Annotated in this window: 20 protein-coding genes and 1 pseudogene; 12 read left to right on the top strand and 9 right to left on the bottom strand. The window is 65.4% G+C overall.

Going from position 1 to position 18,193, the window contains the following annotated elements:
- Positions 1-120 precede the first annotated feature (120 nt).
- Positions 121-1,305, bottom strand: a complete 1,185-nt coding sequence (locus AC1VNY_RS40520) for an acyl-CoA dehydrogenase family protein (protein WP_482409376.1) — start codon at positions 1,303-1,305, stop codon at positions 121-123.
- 170 nt (positions 1,306-1,475) lie between these two features.
- On the opposite strand from AC1VNY_RS40520, the gene AC1VNY_RS40515 reads away from it, so the two are divergent.
- Both AC1VNY_RS40515 and AC1VNY_RS40510 read left to right on the top strand, forming a co-directional pair.
- Positions 1,476-2,021, top strand: coding sequence for a carboxymuconolactone decarboxylase family protein (locus AC1VNY_RS40515; RefSeq protein WP_050626799.1), 546 nt, complete (start codon positions 1,476-1,478; stop codon positions 2,019-2,021).
- Between the two features lie 134 nt (positions 2,022-2,155).
- Complete coding sequence (locus AC1VNY_RS40510) at positions 2,156-2,650, top strand: VOC family protein (RefSeq protein WP_482409375.1); 495 nt, start codon at positions 2,156-2,158, stop codon at positions 2,648-2,650.
- 379 nt (positions 2,651-3,029) lie between these two features.
- Here the strand turns inward: AC1VNY_RS40510 and AC1VNY_RS40505 are convergent.
- Positions 3,030-3,454, bottom strand: a pseudogene (locus AC1VNY_RS40505) (DUF2938 domain-containing protein).
- A 70-nt stretch (positions 3,455-3,524) separates the two neighbouring features.
- On the bottom strand, positions 3,525-4,388 hold the full coding sequence (locus AC1VNY_RS40500; protein ID WP_482409374.1) for a class I SAM-dependent methyltransferase: 864 nt from the start codon (positions 4,386-4,388) through the stop codon (positions 3,525-3,527).
- 82 nt (positions 4,389-4,470) lie between these two features.
- Here AC1VNY_RS40500 and AC1VNY_RS40495 point away from each other — a divergent pair, with 82 nt between their 5' ends.
- On the top strand, positions 4,471-4,908 hold the full coding sequence (locus AC1VNY_RS40495) for a helix-turn-helix domain-containing protein (RefSeq protein WP_482409373.1): 438 nt from the start codon (positions 4,471-4,473) through the stop codon (positions 4,906-4,908).
- Positions 4,909-5,040: 132 nt separating this feature from the next.
- Here AC1VNY_RS40495 and AC1VNY_RS40490 read toward each other — a convergent pair whose 3' ends face one another.
- The 3 genes from AC1VNY_RS40490 to AC1VNY_RS40480 form a co-directional block, all read right to left on the bottom strand.
- The gene (locus tag AC1VNY_RS40490; RefSeq protein ID WP_482409372.1) at positions 5,041-6,255 is read right to left on the bottom strand and encodes an MFS transporter; all 1,215 of its coding nucleotides are present in this window, start codon (positions 6,253-6,255) and stop codon (positions 5,041-5,043) included.
- A gap of 117 nt (positions 6,256-6,372) precedes the next feature.
- The gene (locus AC1VNY_RS40485) at positions 6,373-7,605 is read right to left on the bottom strand and encodes an MFS transporter (RefSeq protein ID WP_482409371.1); all 1,233 of its coding nucleotides are present in this window, start codon (positions 7,603-7,605) and stop codon (positions 6,373-6,375) included.
- 300 nt (positions 7,606-7,905) lie between these two features.
- Entirely contained in the window at positions 7,906-8,397 is a 492-nt protein-coding gene (locus tag AC1VNY_RS40480; protein WP_482409370.1) for a type II toxin-antitoxin system HicB family antitoxin, read from the bottom strand.
- 86 nt (positions 8,398-8,483) lie between these two features.
- Between AC1VNY_RS40480 and AC1VNY_RS40475 the strand changes: the two genes are divergently transcribed.
- Positions 8,484-9,356, top strand: coding sequence for a protein-L-isoaspartate O-methyltransferase family protein (locus tag AC1VNY_RS40475; RefSeq protein ID WP_482409369.1), 873 nt, complete (start codon positions 8,484-8,486; stop codon positions 9,354-9,356).
- Positions 9,357-9,486: 130 nt separating this feature from the next.
- Here AC1VNY_RS40475 and AC1VNY_RS40470 read toward each other — a convergent pair whose 3' ends face one another.
- Together AC1VNY_RS40470 and AC1VNY_RS40465 are read right to left on the bottom strand one after the other, a co-directional pair.
- Positions 9,487-9,942 carry a hypothetical protein gene (locus tag AC1VNY_RS40470; RefSeq protein WP_482409368.1) on the bottom strand — a complete coding sequence of 152 codons (456 nt, stop codon included), beginning with the start codon at positions 9,940-9,942 and terminating at the stop codon, positions 9,487-9,489.
- Between the two features lie 132 nt (positions 9,943-10,074).
- Positions 10,075-10,758 carry a DUF938 domain-containing protein gene (locus AC1VNY_RS40465; protein ID WP_482409367.1) on the bottom strand — a complete coding sequence of 228 codons (684 nt, stop codon included), beginning with the start codon at positions 10,756-10,758 and terminating at the stop codon, positions 10,075-10,077.
- 381 nt (positions 10,759-11,139) lie between these two features.
- On the opposite strand from AC1VNY_RS40465, the gene soxX reads away from it, so the two are divergent.
- The 8 genes from soxX (at position 11,140) to AC1VNY_RS40425 (ending at position 17,091) form a co-directional block, all read left to right on the top strand.
- Positions 11,140-11,430 carry a sulfur oxidation c-type cytochrome SoxX gene (gene soxX, locus AC1VNY_RS40460; RefSeq protein ID WP_051003058.1) on the top strand — a complete coding sequence of 97 codons (291 nt, stop codon included), beginning with the start codon at positions 11,140-11,142 and terminating at the stop codon, positions 11,428-11,430.
- Between the two features lie 33 nt (positions 11,431-11,463).
- Positions 11,464-11,958: a thiosulfate oxidation carrier protein SoxY gene (soxY, locus tag AC1VNY_RS40455; protein WP_482409366.1), complete on the top strand. Its 495-nt coding sequence runs from the start codon at positions 11,464-11,466 to the stop codon at positions 11,956-11,958.
- Between the two features lie 21 nt (positions 11,959-11,979).
- Positions 11,980-12,291 carry a thiosulfate oxidation carrier complex protein SoxZ gene (soxZ, locus tag AC1VNY_RS40450; RefSeq protein ID WP_016848045.1) on the top strand — a complete coding sequence of 104 codons (312 nt, stop codon included), beginning with the start codon at positions 11,980-11,982 and terminating at the stop codon, positions 12,289-12,291.
- A complete protein-coding gene (gene soxA / locus AC1VNY_RS40445) occupies positions 12,288-13,145 on the top strand; it encodes a sulfur oxidation c-type cytochrome SoxA (protein ID WP_482409365.1) in 858 nt (285 codons plus the stop codon). Before soxZ ends, soxA begins: the two co-directional genes overlap by 4 nt.
- On the top strand, positions 13,142-13,456 hold the full coding sequence (locus tag AC1VNY_RS40440) for a hypothetical protein (RefSeq protein ID WP_080686912.1): 315 nt from the start codon (positions 13,142-13,144) through the stop codon (positions 13,454-13,456). Before soxA ends, AC1VNY_RS40440 begins: the two co-directional genes overlap by 4 nt.
- Positions 13,457-13,490: 34 nt before the next feature.
- Complete coding sequence (gene soxB, locus AC1VNY_RS40435; protein WP_482409364.1) at positions 13,491-15,239, top strand: thiosulfohydrolase SoxB; 1,749 nt, start codon at positions 13,491-13,493, stop codon at positions 15,237-15,239.
- Positions 15,236-15,691, top strand: coding sequence for a DsrE family protein (locus tag AC1VNY_RS40430; protein WP_157343421.1), 456 nt, complete (start codon positions 15,236-15,238; stop codon positions 15,689-15,691). Before soxB ends, AC1VNY_RS40430 begins: the two co-directional genes overlap by 4 nt.
- Before the next feature lie 359 nt (positions 15,692-16,050).
- Positions 16,051-17,091, top strand: a complete 1,041-nt coding sequence (locus AC1VNY_RS40425) for an MBL fold metallo-hydrolase (RefSeq protein WP_304498312.1) — start codon at positions 16,051-16,053, stop codon at positions 17,089-17,091.
- Positions 17,092-17,258: 167 nt separating this feature from the next.
- On the opposite strand, the gene AC1VNY_RS40420 is transcribed toward AC1VNY_RS40425, so the two are convergent.
- Positions 17,259-18,074: an ABC transporter substrate-binding protein gene (locus AC1VNY_RS40420; protein ID WP_482409363.1), complete on the bottom strand. Its 816-nt coding sequence runs from the start codon at positions 18,072-18,074 to the stop codon at positions 17,259-17,261.
- Positions 18,075-18,193: the final 119 nt, after the last annotated feature.

Here is an 18,193-nt window from a genome sequence, read left to right as displayed (position 1 = left end):
GGGTTGGGTGGGGGTCTGCCGCTTGCTCCGTGTTCGCGGCTTGACCCCCGCCCGTCGCGCTCAGGGAACGCAATGCGTTCCCGAGCGCGCCGACCTCCCCCTTTCAGGAGGAGGTGAAGATCACGCGCCCGGCAGGTCGAGGATGCGCTTGGCGACGATGCCGAGCATCACCTCCGAGGTGCCGCCCTCGATCGAATTGGCCTTGGTGCGCAGCCAGGCACGCGGGCGGGCGCCGCCCCTGGAACGGTCGCTCTCCCATTCCAGCGCGTCGATGCCGCCGGCCGACATCAGGATCTCGTAGCGGCGCTTGTTGAGCTCGGTGCCGTAATATTTCATCGCCGAGGAGAACGCCGGATGCGATTGCCCGGCCTTGGCGAGATCGACCGCGCGCTCGGCCGCGGCGGCGAGCGCGGCCTCGTCGACCTCGAAGCTCGCGATCTGGCTGCGCAGCTGCGCGTCATCGAGCTTGCCTTGCGCGTCCGCACCCACCGAGTCGGCAGCGATCTGGCCGAGCGGACGGCCGACGCCGCGCTCGCCCATGCCGGAGATCATCGCGCGCTCGTGCTGCAGCAGGTATTTCGCGACATCCCAGCCGCGATTGACGGTGCCGACGACATGCGACTTCGGCACGCGGACATTGTCGAAGAAGGTCTCGCAGAACGGCGAGTAGCCCGAGATCAGGAGGATCGGTTTTGTGGACACGCCCTTCGAGGTCATGTCGAACAGGATGAAGCTGATGCCGTCATGTTTCTTGGCCGCCGGATCGGTGCGCACCAGGCAGAAGATCCAGTCGGCGTAGTTGGCGTAGGACGTCCAGATCTTCTGGCCGTTGATGATATAGTCGTCGCCGTCGCCGACCGCGCGGGTCTGCAGCGAGGCGAGGTCGGAGCCGGCGTTCGGCTCGGAATAGCCCTGGCACCAGCGGATCAGGCCCGCGGTGATCTTCGGCAGATGCTCCTTTTTCTGCTCCTCGGTGCCGTATTTCAGCAGCGCCGGTCCGAGCATCGAGATGCCGAACGAGGTCAGCGGCTGACGCGCGCCGATCGCAGCCATCTCCTGGCGCACGATCTTGGCCTCCTCGCCGTCGAGGCCTCCGCCGCCATATTCCTTCGGCCAATGCGGCACGGTCCAGCCCTTGTCGCGCATCCGCTCGAACCAGACGCGCTGCGCTTCGGACGAGAATTTCGTGTTGCGGCCACCCCAGAAGGTATCGCCATCCGAGGTCATCGGCTTGCGCATCTCCGCCGGGCAGTTCTGCTCCAGCCAGGCGCGGGTCTCCGCGCGGAATTTCTCGAGGTCGGCCATGGTGCGTTTCCAGTCAAAAAATCGTCGAATTGGATTCGACCTTAGACCTACGCAGCCGCCGAATTCAATATGCCTCGCGGCCGCGCCATGCTCTGGCGTCGCTACTCACTGCGCGCGATCGGGTGTATCGCCGAGATGGGGTAACGCTTGAAAAACAAGAGGAAACGGACATGCGGCTGAAGCTGCTTTCGCCTAGCGAAATGAACGCCGCCCAGAAAGAAACCTACGACGAGTCGATCGCCGGCAAGCGCGGCGCGCCACCGGCGCCGATGATGGCCTGGCTGAACAGCCCGGAGATGGCACGGCATGCCACGCGGCTCGGCGAGGTGCTGCGCTTCGACACGATCTTCCCGCCAAAACTGTCGGAGATCGCGATCCTCGTCACCGCCCGGCACTGGACCGCGCATTACGAATGGTATGCCCACAAGCGCCTGGCACTGAAGGGCGGCCTCGATCCGAAGATCATCGAGGACATTCGCGTGCGCCGGACGCCAACCTTCGACGATCCCAAGGCCAGGGTGATCTACGACGTCGCCAAGGCACTGCACGAAGGTCACGGCCTGCCGAAGGCATTGTATGACGAGGCGATCGAGGTGCTGAGCCAACGCGGCCTGGTCGAGGTGATCGGCCTCTGCGGCTACTACACCATGGTGTCGATGACGCTGAACACGTTCGAGTTCCAGCTGCCCGGCGGCGAGCTGTCGGAGCTCTGCTAGGCCTGGCGACCGTGGCGCCTTTCGGAAACCTTGCGTTTCCGGATCGATCGCTCCGGCGTCGGCAAATCCGGACTATATCAGGCGGCGAACCTCGCCCCTGATGGCAGGGGCATTGACGTCAACGGAGTCCGCTCATGCCAGAGAATCCCCCCATCATCGCCGGCACGCGGATCGGGCATGTCCATCTCAAGGTGGCCGATCTCGAGCGCGCGCTCGGCTTCTATTGCGGCGTGCTCGGCTTCGAGTTGCAGCAGCGGCTGGGCGCGGACGCGGCCTTCATCTCGGCCGGCGGCTATCACCACCACATCGGCCTCAACACCTGGGAAAGCAAGGGCGGCCATCCGCCGCCGCCGGGCACCACCGGCCTGTTCCACACCGCCATCCTCTATCCGACCCGCCCGGCGCTCGCCGACGCGCTGCACCGGGTGCTGTCGGCCGGCATCGAGCTCGACGGCGCCAGCGACCACGGCGTCAGCCAGGCGCTGTACTTGCGCGATCCCGATGAGAACGGCGTCGAGCTCTATTGGGATCGCCCCGAGGCCGAATGGCCGCGCAGCGCGGACGGCAAGCTCGCGATGTTCACGCGACGGCTGGACCTCGAGGATCTCTTGAAGCAGCGGGCGGCATAATTCCGTAGCCCGGAAGGAGCTTGTAGCCCGGATGAAGCGCAGCGAAATCCGGGGTTCGCGCCATAAGGTGATGCTGTCCCCGGATTGCGCTTCGCTTCATCCGGGCTACGGGTTCTACAGGTCTTTATTCCCCTTCCCCCGAAAGGGGGAAGGTCGGGATGGGGGTCAGCCGCAGGCTCTGCTGCAAGTGGAGAGAGCAGATCCCCACCCGCTTTGCTCTGCGAGCAAAGCGACCTCCCCTTTTCAAGGGGAGGTGAAGAGGTAGCCCGGATGGAGCCAACGGGCCGCGCGAACGCGCGCCCGATGACAGGCTCCGCGAAATTCCAGGAAACCTGCGTATGTGGAGACGGTCCCCGGATTGCACTTCGCTTCATCCGGGCTACGGGTTCAGGAGCAGGTGAGCGAGCCGGCCGGCCGCATAGAGCCCAACACCAAACACCGTATGCGTCACGACGCTTTGCAGCCGCGCCGACCACGGACGGGGCGTGCGGCTCGCGGCGATGCCGGCGCCCATCGCGGGCTGCATCACCAGGAACGGCGCGGCCACGCTGCCGATCCCGACCATCAGGGCCGGAGCGATGGTGGGCTGCCGCACCAATCGAGGCCGAAGATCGCAAGCAGCACGCCGGCAAAGCCGATCCCGATCAGATAATGCGCGACCCATCCGATGACCCGTTCGCCCGCGACCTGCGGTGACGCGGCGATGCGGTCGTGGCGCAGGCGCCCGCATACGAGATGGCCGAGCCAGCGGCCGACCAGGGCATAGTCCAGCGACGGGATGCCAAGCAGGCGCTTTCGGACCATCCCCCAGATGTCCATCACGACGGTCGCGCCGATCCCGATCAGCACCGCGCTCGCCACAAATTCCGCGGCTTCAACCACGCGCGGCCTCCGCCGGTGCTCGTGCCGCGACCATCCAGCAGGCGGCGGTGAAGCGAATCTCGGTTCCATGGATGTAGCGATCGAACGCGCCGCGCACGGTCTCGATCACCTGCGTGCGACGCGGCTCCTCCATCGCCTGCAGCATCGTCCCGACCGGGCCGAGCCAACTCACATAGCGGGTCAGCTCCGATGCCGGAAAGCTGAGGGCGACATCGACCGGATCGATCGCGATCGCCTCCCAGCCGCTATCATCCAGGATAGCTTCGACCTGCTTCCGGTCGGCGAAGCCGAACTGCCCCGGCGCATCGGGACGCCGTGCCGGAAGATCCGGCAGCAACGGCTTTGCCGCCTGTTCCGCCGTCGTCATGAACGGGTTCTCGGCGGCGCCGCGCCACGCGATGAAGCGGAGCGCAGCACCCGGCCGGGCCGCGCGGCGCAGATTGGCGAAAGCCTGCACCGGATCGGCAAAGAACATCACGCCGAGGCGCGAGATGATCATGTCGAAACTCGCGGGCGCGAACGGACAGGACTGCGCGTCGGCGCAGATGAAGCTGACCGGCCGCCCTTCCCGCTCCGCACGGGCGCGCGCCGCCGCGATCATCGGCTCGGAAATGTCGATGCCGGTGCAATGCCCTTGCCGGCCGAGCACGCGGGCAACAGCGAAAGTCGTGGCGCCGGTGCCGCAACCGATATCGAGCACGCGGCTGGCCGCGGCATCGGACACTGCTCGGACGAGCAGCTCTTCGAGCGGCTTGAACATCCCTTCGAGCACGTCGCGCGTCTCGACCCAGGCGCGGCCTGCGGCGCCGTTCCAGAGTTTGACCTGCTCGTCGTCGACTTGCGCTGCGACACCCATGATTCTCGTCCTTCTTGATGCTTGCCGCGGGCAAGCGATAGGCTGGATACTGCCAGTTCAAGTGAACTTGAGGTCAAGGGCCATGCGGGACATCGATATCGCGGAAGTGGCGGAGCTGTCGGGCGTGCGCGCCTCGACCTTGCGCTTCTATGAGGAGAAAGGGCTGATCGCCTCGCATGGCCGGCGCGGGTTGCGCCGCCTGTTCGATCCGGCTGTGCTCGACCGGCTGGCGCTGATCGCGCTCGGGCGCGCCTCCGGCTTCTCGCTCGACGAGATCGCGAGAATGTTCGCGCCCGATGGAAGACCGCGCATCGACCGGAAAATGCTCTCTGCCAAGGCCGACGAGCTCGACCGCACCATCCGCAGGCTCAACGCGATGCGCGACGGCCTGCGCCACGCCGCCGTCTGCCCGGCTCCGAGCCACATGGAATGCCCGACCTTCCGCCGCCTGCTCCGCGTCGCGGCAGCCGGCAAGATCAGCGAGCCGAAGAAGGTGCGGAAGTCACGCCGCAAGTCGTAGATCGTAGCCCGGATGAGCGAAGCGCGGCGGTCGCAGAGGAAATCGTAGCCCGGATGAGCGAAGCGACATCCGGGGTCTTGCGCAAGCTGATAGACCGGTCCCGGATATCGCTTCGCTCATCCGGGCTACAATCTACTTTCCTCTCGCCATGATCGTCACCGCCGCGATCAGCTCCAGGCCAATGCAGCCGTAGAACGGCAGTGCGTAGCTGCCCGAGAGATCGTGCAGCAGCCCGACCACGCCGGGGCCGAAGGCGTAGGTGATCTGGTTGATCGCGGTGATCAGGCTGACCAGCACGCCGAACGCACGCGGATCGAACTCGCGCTGCACGATCAGCGCCGGCAGCGTGATCAGATTGCCGACCGAGAAGCCGAACAGCGCGCAGGCGGCGATCTGCGCCACGTCATTGTGCACATTGATGATGACGGCCAGCGCGACCGCCTGGCTGACAAAGGACAGCGCCGATGCCAGCCGCTGGTTGAGCCGGTCGATCACGAAGGAGAACGAGACGCGCCCGACCACGGCCATCGCGGTCAAGAGCGCCATCGCCACCGTCGCGCGCTCGCGGCCGATCACCTGATCGAGATAGGCGATCAGATGCACGATGAAGCCGACCTGGGCGAACAGCACCAGCGCGAAGGCAATCGAGACCGAGAGGAAGCGGATGTCGCGCAGCGCCCGCGCGCGCACCTGGGTCGCCGATGGCGCGTCGGCCGCCGCGGCCGTGACCGCGTGCAGATGCGCCGGCGGCCGCCCGACAAAGATCAGGATGACAGGCACCATCACCACGATCAGCAGCCCCGCGGCCGCGATCATCGCGCCGGAGAAGCCGAAAGCGCCGATCCCCGCCACCAGCAGCGGCACGCCGACGATGCCGCCGAAGCTCGCGCCGTTCAGCGCCAGGCTGATCGCCATGCCGCGCTTCTTGTCGAACCACAGGCCGAGCGTGTTGGTGATGATGCCGAGGCTGGTGCCCGCCCAGCCGAACGCCAGCAGCGCATCGGCAAGATAGAGCTGCCAGGGCTCGCGCACCTCGCCGATCGCAACCGCCGCGATCGCCATCGCGAAGGTGCCGGCGATCAGGCAGCTGCGCGCGCCGAACGCCTTGATCGCCTCGCTGACGAAGGCGACCAGCGCGGCGCCGAACAGATAGAAGAAGGTCGTGCCCGACGAGATCAGCGACGCCGGCCAGCCGTGCAGCCGCTGCAGCTCGGCGACATAGACGCTCTGGCCGTAGAAGCCCAGTCCCCAGCCGAAGGTCGCAAGCAGGAAGCAGACGACGACGATGCGCCAGCCCTCATAACCAAGCGAGGATTCATCAGGGAGCGTGGCTGAGGATGCGTCCATTTCTTGCTCTTGCTTCTCACATCGTCATGGCCGGACTGATCCGATCCCATGATGTGAACAGCGTTGCAAGCGGATCATTTCGAAGCTGATCGAAGTGTCAGCAACTGGCAGCAGGAATTAGATGCTTTCTTCCACCGCGCGCAATTTCGTGCGTCGCTTGGCGAATGAAGCGAACGAGAGCACGGCGAGGCCGAGCAGCACAGGCGGGAACACCACCCAGTTGACGGCATTCCAGCCGTAATGCGCGAGCAACTGGCCCGACGAGAACGAGCCGATCGCCATCATGCCGAACACGAGGAAATCGTTGAACGCCTGCACCTTGTTGCGTTCCTGCGGCCGGTGCGTCTCCAGCACCAGCGCGGAGGCGCCAACAAAGGCGAAATTCCAGCCGATCCCGAGCACGAACAGCGTCGCCCAGAAGTGCGGCGCGGTGACGCCTGACAATCCGATCATCGCGGCCACCGCCTCCAGCGCCAGCCCGAGCGCGACGATAACGGGCGCGCCGAACCGCGCGATCAGCGAGCCCGTGAAGAAGCTCGGGCCGTACATCGCAACGATGTGCCACTGAATGCCGAAATTGGAATCGCTGACCGACAGCCCGCACATCTTCATGGCGAGCGGCGCCGAGGTCATCACCAGATTCATCATCGGATAGGCGATCACGCCGCACAGCGCCGCGGCAATGAAGCGCGGCTGCCTGGCGATCTCGACAAGCGGGCGGCCGCCATGCAGGTCCGCGGCCGCAGGCTTCGGCGCGTCGACGCCCGAGAGCACCGCCATCGCCACCAGCGCGACCAGCGCCTGCATCACGAAGGAGAACGCGAACAGATAGGGCGGCCAGATGTCCATGGTCCATTGCACGAGCTGCGGCCCGAGGACGCCGGCGAACACGCCGCCGGCCATCACCCAGGACACCGCCTTGGGCCGGAACGCGACACTGGCGCCATCGGCGGCGGCAAAGCGGTAGGACTGCGCGACGGCGCCGTAGAGCCCGCCGAGGAAGGTCGCGCCGCAGAACAGCCAGAACGATGAGTGCAGGATCGCCCAGGCGCCGAGCGCGCCGGTGAGCGTGCCGCAGAAGGTGCCGATGATGAAGGCGACGCGCCTGCCATAGGCGCGCGAGATCGCGCCGGTCGGCAGCGTGCCGGCGGCAAGCCCCAGCACATACATCGAGAGCGGCACCGTCGCGAGCGAGACGTCGGGCGCCAGCGTCGCGCCGACGATCGAGCCGGTAGCGAAGATCACCGCCGAATTGGCGCCGGTCAGCGCCTGCGCCGCCGCAAGCCGCCACACATTGCTGCGCGCCCGCGCGTCGTCGCTCGCCTCATCCGCAGCCGTCACATCAATCATCGGTAGTCCCGCCTCGAAGCCCCGGCGGGAGCCTCCAATCGGGCGCACTATGGAGAGCGGGTCGAGGCCGATCAACCGGCGCAAACGGACCGAGGCCATGCGGGAGGCGCACAAGGGTTGGCCCTGCTCTCATGTCGAACAGGCTTGGCGCCTCTATTAATCCCGTCATCCTGAGGAGCCCGCGCAGCGGGCGTCTCGAAGGATGCACGGCCACGGTCGGGGCCGTCGACCCTTCGAGACGGCCGCTGCGCGGCCTCCTCAGGGTGACGGTGAGAAAGCTGCCGCTCGACGATCGATCGCCTACCGCACAGGCTTCTTGCCGTGCCGCTTCTCGGCGCGCAGCGCGCCGGTCTTGTGGACCTTGGAGCGCGGCCCGACGAGGTGCGGCTTGTGAACGTGCCATTCAAGCGCAAGCGTCGCGGCGAAACCGAAAAAGCTGGAGCGGCTCATGCCGAGTCCGGCTGCGTGCTTGTCGATCCGTGTGATGAGGCTCTTCGGCAAATAGACGTTGACGCGCTCAGACGGGTCGGGCGGATCGACGCCAACCATGAAGAAAGCGGCGACGTCCGAGCCCTTCGGCGCCACGATGCGCTCGATTGGGGTCGGCTCCGGCAATGGCTTGCCCTGCTCGACCCAACCGTCGACGGTCTGCGCCAGCGTGTGCTCGGCGCGCTCGATCGCGTCTTCCTGCGATCGTCCCGCGGCGACGCAGCCGGGAAAATCCGGAAACCACGCCCCGAATGCGCCGCGCGGCCCGCGCTCCAGCACGGCCGGATAAAGCCGTCTCTTCATTCTGGCCTCCGTCATCGGAGTATGCTATTTCACACACCTCGGTGTGTCAAATCACACAACACGCGACATCGTGGGAGCGCGCGGCAATGGACCCGCAAGCCGAACTCCGCATCATCCGCGCGGCCTATGCCAAGCAGATCCTGGCTGCCGCCAACACTATCAATCCGCGGCTGACGGAGGCCTTCGCCGCCATTCCCCGCGAGGACTTCGTCGGCCCGGGACCATGGATGATGCTGCGCTGGTGGAGCCGCGACTATGCGCCGACGCCCGATGCCGACCCGGTCTATCTCTACACCAACGATCTCGTCGCCTTGCGCCCCGAGCGGCGTCTCAACAACGGCCAGCCGTCGCTGCATGCCTATCTCATGCACCAGGCCGCGGCCGCCGCCGGCGAGCACGTAGTGCATGTCGGCACGGGCACAGGGTATTACACGGCGATCCTCGCGCATCTGGTCGGACCGTCCGGCCGCGTGACCGGCATCGAATACGATCCGGACCTTGCGGCGGACGCTCGCGCCAATCTCGCCGCTTACACAAATGTCGAGATCGTCCAGGGCGACGGCACGATTGCGCCGTTCGAGTCCGCCGACGTGATCTATGTCAACGCCGGCTGCACCCGGCCTGCCGCGCGATGGCTCGACGGGCTCGCCGCCGGCGGCCGCCTGATCCTGCCGCTGACGTCGGATGAGGGATTCAAGGGTGGCGCGCCGGAGCAGGTGGCGCGCTCCGGCGCCGTGTTCCGGATCCGGCGCGAGGGCGAAGAGTACCAAGCGGACTGGATATCACCGGTTGCGATCATTCCCTGCGACGGCGGCCGGGACGAGACGTCCGAAAAAACGCTCGCCGAAGCCTTCGCCCGCGGCGGCTGGCAGAAGGTGACCCGGCTCTACCGAGACGCCGGGATCCCCGACGAACGTTGCTGGCTGCGCGGGCCTGGCTGGTGCCTGGCTTACGACTGATCCCGCTTCCCTCTCGCGTGAATATTCGGATCACGCTGTTGGCCGGCCATTTGAAGATGCCAGAGAGCTTCAGGTCGACGCTTTCCGCTAACGTCTCGAGCTTGCCATGTAGAGCACTGCGCTCCCTAAGTTAACCTGCTGACAAAAGCCATTCCTTCGCGACCGCGGTCACTAAACCGCTCTCCAAACGACGAGCACGATAGGCTTCAACGAGTCCCTCCTCCGTGCCCAGTCGCTTTACATTCGTTGCGATCTCGCTGCTGATCAGCCTTGTGAGTCTTTCGTATGCCTCTGATTGGCCCACGTCGCCTAAGTCTCCCGCGGTAAGAATGACCTCCCTATGCTGAGGAAACAGCCTTTCGAGCCTAAAATACAGATGCGCCTGCTCAATGCGATTGGGCTCTTCTATCCCTACCCGAGTGAGCCAAAAACCGACATTGACGAACCACTGATCGCCAAAGCCCTTCTGAACTCCTATGAGCGTGACCATTTGGTCATTCGAAACACGCAGCAGGCCTCGACCCAGCACGAAACCCTGCTGTAACAGTACTTTGAACAGACCCTTCTTGAATGCAGTCCGGCTCATTAATTTCCGCCCGATAGACATCGATGACCGAGATCCGGGTCTCGGCGCTCATCGACCCGCGCCCCTGGTAGGAGCCATCCCCACTGTACGAATCCCCGGTGGCCTCCCGCAAGCGAAAGAGGGTGCGCACTTTCATCGCGGTTGTGTCCGCGCAAACATCAGGATCATGTTGTTGGCCGGCATCTCAAACGTACGAGCGAGCTTGAGCCCGACTCTCTCCGCAAGCGTCTCGAGATCGGCGATATCGCGCACCCCCCACTCGGCGTCGCGCTCGCGCAACGACGTGTCGAACACGGCATTGCTGAGCGCGGTGTGCTTGCCGCCGCGCTTGAACGGGCCGTAGAGCAACAGCCGGCCGTCGGCGCGCAGGTGCCGCGCGGCGCCGGCGAACAGGCCCTCGGCGACGCGCCACGGCGCGATGTGGATCACATTGGCGCAGAAGATCGCGAGCAGATTGTCCGGACCTTTGCCGTGCGACGGCACGGGCGACCAGGCGGGATCGGACAGATCGATCGGCTGCGGCGGCCCAATGTTGGCAAGGGCGGCATGCGCGCGCCAGGCCTCGATGCTGCGCAGGTGCGCCGCATGGAGGTCGCTCGGCCACCAGGTGATGTTGGGCGTCTGAGCGGCGAAATAGACGACATGCTGGCCGGTGCCGCTGCCGACTTCCAGCACGTCGCCGGATTGGCCGGCGAGATAGTCCTTCAGGACGGTCCAGATCGGCTGATGGTTGCGATGGAACGCCGGCGCATCGAGCCGCCCGTCCGCCTCGACCGGTTGGCCGTCCTTGCCGAACTCCGCCACGAATTCCGCCACCGCGCTTCTCCTGTTAGCCGTATGTAGATCAGACTGCTCCTACCGGCAAAGCCGGAACCGGCTCGCGGACACCGCCTGATCCGTCATCCTGAGGCGCGAGCCCTTGCGAGCCTCGAAGGATGAACCGGCCACAGTCGGGCCGTGCACCCTTCGAGGCTCGCTCCGCTCGCACCTCAGGGTGACGGGCATGACTTTGTGCATTCCAACGACCGTTAACCGCCCTTGCCTTCCCGACGATTCTCCACATTGCCAGCCGATGGCCTTTGTGCTTTCCACTCTTTATATTGCGATGGGATCATCGAGATTGAAGCCCGGGAAACGTCCTTGATCGCCACTTTCTCCAAGCCAGCCTTCGTCCTGGCGCTGCTGGCAGGCACCGCCATGGCCGCGCCCGCGCAGGCCCAATCCGCCGCCGAGGGACAGAAGCTCGCCTTCGACCGCGGCAAGGGCAATTGCCTGACCTGCCACGTCATCAAGGGCGGCGACCTGCCCGGCACGATCGGCCCCGAGCTGACCGGCCTCAAGGCCAAATACAGCCGCGACGAGCTGATCGCGATCGTGACCGACGAGACCAGGCGCAATCCGCAGACGGTGATGCCGCCGTTCGGCCGAAACCGGATTTTGAGCGAGAAGGAAATCGACGCGGTGGTGGACTTCCTGCAGACGCTGTGACGCCGCGACCGTCGCTTGAGGAGATTTTTTTCGATGAACATCACGACCAGCGAATTTTCTAGAGCGCGCCGGATGGTGCTGAAGGGCGCCGGCATCGCCGCGCTGATCGGCCTCGGGGTCATTCCGTTCGACGTTCCGCAGGCACTCGCCGCCGCCAACGACAAATATCCCGAAGACGCATTCAAGCAGAAGACCGAGGCCGACGCGATCAAGGCGCTCTATGGCAAGACCGCCGAGCCATCGGACAAGGTCAAGATGGACGCGCCGGAGATCGCCGAGAACGGCGCGGTGGTGCCGATCTCCGCCACCACGACGCTGGCCGATGTCACCTCGATCTCGTTTCTGGTGAGCGAGAACCCGATCTCGCTGGTGGCGTCGTACAAGATTCCGGCCGGCACGCTGCCGACCGTCGCCAACCGCATCAAGATGGCCAAGACCAGCAATGTCACCGTGATCGTCGAGGCCGGCGGCAAGCTCTACAGCGCCAAGAAGGAAATCAAGGTCACCGTCGGCGGCTGCGGCGGCTGAGTTCAATCAAGGGACAAACCGATGGCATCGAGCATTCGCGTGCGCGCCACGTCAAACGGCGACACCACCGAGGTGCAGGCGCTGATCCAGCACCCGATGGATTCCGGCTTCGTCAAGGACGCCAAGGGCGAGATCATTCCGCCGCATTTCATCCAGCAGCTCACCTTCGAATATGACGGCAAGCCGGTGTTCGTCGCCGACTGGGGCGGCGGCGTCTCCAAGGATCCCTATGTCAAGTTCGCCTTCAAGGGCGGCAAGAAGGGCGACGATCTGAAGGTCAGCTGGGTCGACAACAAGGGCGCGACCGACACCACCACGGCGAAGATTCAATGACGCGACGCCTCGCAATTCGCGCAACAATAGCCACGCTCGCGCTCGGCTTGCTGGCGTGCGCACCAGCGCGCGCGGCCGACGTCGTCGATCCCGCCGCCGACAAGGCGGCGTTCCAGAAATTCTTCACCAGCAAATTCCCCAAGCTGAAGCTCGAGGATTTCGTCAACGGTCCCTATTCGATGAATGAGGACCTGCACAGGCAATGGGAGGAGAAGGAGCAGTTTCCGCCCTACGAGTTCTCGCTCGAAGCCGGCAAGGAGATGTTCGCAACGCCGTTCAAGAACGGCAAGACCTACGCCGACTGCTTCCCGAACAAGGGCATCGGCATCCGCCAGAACTATCCTTATTTCGACGAGAAGGAAGGCAAGGTCGTCACGCTCGAGCTCGCGCTCAACCGCTGCCGCGAAGCCAATGGCGAGGCGCCGTTCTCCTATGTGAAGGACGACATGGCGGCGCTCACCGCCTACATGGCCTTCACCTCGCGCGGCAAGCCGATGGACATCAAGATTCCGAACGATCCGCGCGCGCTGGAGGCCTATCAGAAGGGCAAGGAGTATTTCTACACTCGCCGCGGCCAGCTCAATTTCTCCTGCGCGACCTGCCACATCCAGAGCCCGGGCGAGCGGATCCGCGCCGAGGTGCTGGCGCCGGCGCTCGGCATCCTGAACGCGATGCCGATCTACCGCTCGGAATGGAGCGGCATGGGCACCACCAGCCGCCGCTTCACCACCTGCAACAGCCAGATCCGCGGCGTGCCGCTCAATCCGCAGGACGACGAGTACCGCAATCTCGAATACTATTTGTCCTATGTCAGCAACGGGCTGCCGATTTCGGGGCCGGGAGCACGGCCATGAGCGCGGCCATCAAAGCTGTCCTCGCAGCATCGGCCCTGCTGATCGCGACCGCGACCGGCGCCCTCGCCGCCTCCGAGGCAGACTACAAGGCGGCCTACGCCGCGGCCGAAGCCGCCAACAAGGAAGCCGGCAGCCTGCGCAACCAGTGGACCACCACCGCCTCGACGCTATCTGCCGCAAAAAAGGCCGGTGAGGCTGGTGATTTCGACACCGCAGTCGCCAAGGCCACGGAGGCCGAGGCGCTGGCAAAGGCCTCGATCTTCCAGGCCACCAGCGAAAAGGAACGCTGGAAGGACATGGAAGTTCGTTAAGAGCGCGCAGGCCAGGGGCCGCGCGGAGAGAATGATGATCATCCGCCGCCGGGAATTCCTCAAAGCTGCGGCCGCCGCAACGCTGACGGCCGGCCTGCCGCGCCTTGCGCGCAGCGCCGACACCGCCAGCGTCTACGACCTCGAACGCTTCGGCAACGCCCGCATCCTGCACATGACCGACACGCATGCGCAGCTGAAGCCGGTGTTCTTCCGCGAGCCCGGCGTCAATCTCGGCGTCGGCGCGATGGCCGGCCAGCCGCCGCACCTCGTCGGCAAGGCGTTCCTCGACCGCTTCGGCATCCGGCCCGACAGCGCCGACGCCTATGCCTTCACCTGCGTCGAGTTCGAGAAGGCCGCCGGCCGGTTCGGCCGGCTCGGCGGCTTCGCCCACCTGAAGACGCTGGTCGACAAGCTGCGCGCCGATGTCGGCGAAAAGCGTGCGGTCCTGCTCGACGGCGGCGACCTCTGGCAGGGCTCAGGGCTCGCCAACGCCATGAACGGCGCCGACATGGTGGAGGCCGCCAATCTGCTCGGCATCGAGGCGATGACCGGGCACTGGGAATTCACCTATGGCGAGCAGGTGCTGCGCGATAACCTCTCCCGCTTCAAAGGCGAGTTCCTGGCGCAGAACGTTTTCCTGACCGAGGAAGCCGCGTTCAACGACGCCAAGGCGTTCGACCCGGCCTCGGGGCGGGTGTTCAAGCCGTCCGTCATCAAGGAGATCGGCGGCCATCGCGTCGCGATCATCGGCCAGGCCTTCCCCTACGTGCCGATCGCGCATCCGAAGCGCTTCACGCCGGACTGGAAGTTCGGCATCCGCGACGAGGAGCTGCAGAAGCTCGTCGACGGCCATCGCAACAACGACAAGGTCGAAGCGGTGATCCTGCTGTCGCATAACGGCATGGATGTCGACCTCAAGCTCGCCAGCCGCGTCACCGGCATCGACGTCATTCTCGGCGGCCACACCCATGATGCGATCCCGATCCCGATCACGGTGACCAATGCCGGCGGCGTCACGCTGGTGACCAATGCCGGCTCCAACGGCAAGTTCATCGGCGTGCTCGATCTCGATCTGACCAAGGGCAAGGTCGCCAATGTCCGCTACCGGCTGCTGCCGGTGTTCGCCGAACTGCTGAAGCCCGATCCTGCGATGCAGACGCTGATCGACAAGATGCGCGATCCGCATGTCGACGAATGGAACAGCAAGCTTGCCTCGGCCGACCGGCTACTCTACCGCCGCGGCAATTTCTCCGGCACCGTCGATCAGTTGATCTGCGATGCGCTGCTGAGCGAGCTCAACGCCGAGATCGCGCTGTCGCCGGGCTTCCGCTGGGGCATCACCACGCTCGCCGGCCAGCCGCTGACCATGGAAGACGTGCTGTCGGAAACCGCGATCACCTATCCGGAGACCTACGTCGCCACGATGACCGGCAGCCAGATCAAGGATGTGCTGGAAGACGTCTGCGACAATCTGTTCAACGTCGATCCCTATTATCAGCAGGGCGGCGACATGGTCCGCGTCGGCGGCCTCGCCTACACCTGCACGCCCGGCGAGACCGTCGGCAAGCGTATTTCCGAGCTGAAGCTTGGCAACGGCAAGCATCTCGAAGCCGGCAAGCACTACAAGGTCGCAGGCTGGGCCTCGGTCAACCAGCAGAGCGGCGCGCCGATCTGGGATGTCGTCGCCAGGCATCTGCGCTCCGGCCGGCCGCCGAACCGCGACGAGCCCGGCGTGACGCTGAAAGGCGTCGAGGACAATCCGGGCATCGCGAGGCACGGATGACGCGCCGCGCGTTGATCGCGGCGCTCGGCCTTGCGGCGATCGCGCTGGCGACGCCGCTCGCCCGCGCCCAGCTGGCGCCGCTGCAGGACAAGCCGTTCGCCGAGCACAAGGTCGTGCTGCAGCTCTCCGACAACGATCCGAGGAAGCAAGGCCTGGTCATCAGCGTCGCCAACAATCTGATGAAGCATTACGATCCCGACAAGGTCGCGGTCGAGATCGTCGCCTTCGGCCCGGGCATCGACCTGCTCAAGCCCGACAACCCAAACCGCAAGCTGGTCGAGAGCCTGGTCGCGCAGGGCGCGCGGGTCGACATCTGCCTCAACACCGTCGACACGATCGAGCGCGACAGCGGCAAGCGGCCGGACTACATCGCCGCTGCCACCCCCGTGCAGGTCGGCGTCGCACAGATCTTGCTGCTCACCGAGAACGGATACACGCTGGTGAGGCCGTAACGGCCCCGTCGTCCCCGACGCCACCATCGTACCGTCAGGCGTGGTGCATCTGATGGAGCTGCAGGAGCAGGCCGGAGCTACGTGCGGCCGTAGAGCTCGCATCAGCCCAAACCCGTCGAACCCGTCATCCTGAGGAGCCGCGAAGCGGCGTCTCGAAGGATGCACGGCCTCGATGTCTTCACGGGCGCCGTTCCTTTCCTGGAAGATTCGGGCCGTTTACCCTTCGAGACGCGCGCAAGTGCGCGCTCCTCAGGGTGACGGAGATAGAGGGTCTTCGGGGGATGGATTTGCTTTGAATGGACCCTATCTATGGAATAATATCCTCCATGTGACTCGGCCCGGAGAATAGGTAAGCCGTCATGATCTTTCGCCAGCTCTTCGACAGCGTATCCGGAACCTACAGCTATCTGCTCGCGAGCCGCGCCGGCGGCGAGGCATTGATCCTCGATCCGGTGCTGGAGAAGGCCGACCGCTACTGCAAGCTGCTGCAGGAACTCGACCTCAGGCTGGTGAAAGCCGTCGATACCCACCTGCACGCCGATCACGTCACCGGCCTCGGCGAGTTGCGCGACCGCACCCAATGCATCACCATCATGGGCGAGCAGAGCAAGGCCGACGTGGTGTCGATGCGGGTCTCCGACGGCGACAAGGTGACGATCGAGGGCCTTTGCCTCGAGGCGCTGTACACGCCCGGCCACACCGACGATTCCTATAGTTATTTAATGGGCGACCGCGTCTTTACCGGCGACACGCTGCTGATCCGCGGCACCGGCCGCACCGACTTCCAGAACGGCAGCGCGCGGGCGCAGTACGATTCGATCTTCAACCGCCTGCTGAAGCTGCCCGAGGAGACCATGGTATTCCCCGCGCATGACTACAAGGGCGACACCGTCTCCACCATCGGCGAGGAGAAGCGCTACAATCCGCGGCTGCAGGTCAAATCGATCGACGACTATGTCGAGCTGATGAACAACCTCAATTTGCCGAACCCGAAGCTGATGGACGTCGTGGTGCCCGCCAACATGCATGTCGGTCTGCACCAGGACGAACTCGCCAAGGAAGGCCTCTCCCTCAACGCGCGCGACGCCATCGCGAGCCTCGGCCGCCCCGATATCCTCCTGGTCGATTTGCGCGAGAGCGGCGAGCGGGCCAAGCACGGCACGCTCGCGGGCGCGCTGCACGCGCCCTATCCCGGAATCTGCGCCACCCTGCAGCCCGGCGGCATGCTGCGCGAGGTCGCGGCCGCAACCGGCCGCCGCGTCGTGTTCTTCTGTGCGTTCGGCGAGCGCTCGGCAATGGCGGTGGCCGCCGCGAAGAAAGCCGGACTGGTCAACACCGCTCATATCGAAGGCGGCATCGACGCGTGGAAGAAGGCCGGCGGTCCTGTGGTGATGGGATAGTCGAGCAAACTGCGCGCGTATAAGCCATCACCGTCACCCTGACGAGCCGCGAAGCGGCGTCTCGAAGGGTCGACGGCCACGCCGTGTCCGCGAACATTTGGAGAGATCCGGGCCGTGCATCCTTCGAGACGCGCTACGCGCTCCTCAGGATGACGGATGACGAAGGATCACCGCGTCACTCGCTGCAACTCTTCCGTCAGCCGATCCAGCGCATCCGCCAGCATCACGCCGCCGCACACGGTGAGCCGCTCGGGCAACACGATGCGCTTGCTTTGCGGATAGAAGCGCTCCAGCGCCGGATGCAGCAGGAAGGCGCGACCGTCATCCTCGGCGCGGTCGCCGGCTTCCGACACCAGGATGAAATCCGGCCGCAGTTTTACGATCGCCTCCAGCGAAGCAAACCGGCCTGCGCCGACGCCAAGTTCGCCGGCGGCGTTGGCGAGGCCGGCTGCCGCCAGCAGCGAGCTGACCAGGCTGCCGTCGCCAGGCACAAAGCCGCGCCGCTCCAGCGGCAGCACGCGGTAATGATGCGCGCTTGCCGCCGCCCGCGCCCGGGCGATGGCCGCGTCGAGGCGCGCGATCTCGGCCTCCGCGCGATCGGGATGCTGCGCCACATCGCCCATCGCGCGAATCTGGTTCTTCACTTCGTCCAGCGTGCGCGGCACCGTGAATTCGACGAGGTGCAGCCCGTTGGCCTTCAACAGGTCGCGGGTCGCACGCTTATCGAACAGGCTGACCACGACGAGGTCGGGCTTGAGCAGCAGCACGTCCTCGGCCTCGCCAGACAGGCGCGGAAAGTTTCGCGCCTTCTCCGCGGCCCAGGATTGCCAGGCATCGCGCGAGAAGCGGCTGAGGCCGATGATCTGGTCGGGGTCGGCCAGCGACAGCACGAGCTGGTCGCTGCAGACATTCATCGAGACGATGCGTGGTCCAGCGGCGCGCGCGGTGTCGGCTGACGCGAGCCACACGAGAAGAGAAAGCATCAGGGCAAGGCAAGATGACGCAACAGAGCGTCCGCGCGAAGACAGCGCCCCCTCTCCCGCTTGCGGGGGAGGGTTGGGGCTGTCTCTTATACACATCTGACGCTGCCGACGATCGCATA

This window comes from Bradyrhizobium ferriligni, from assembly GCF_056837965.1.
This window is presented reverse-complemented; position numbering and strand designations above follow the sequence as displayed.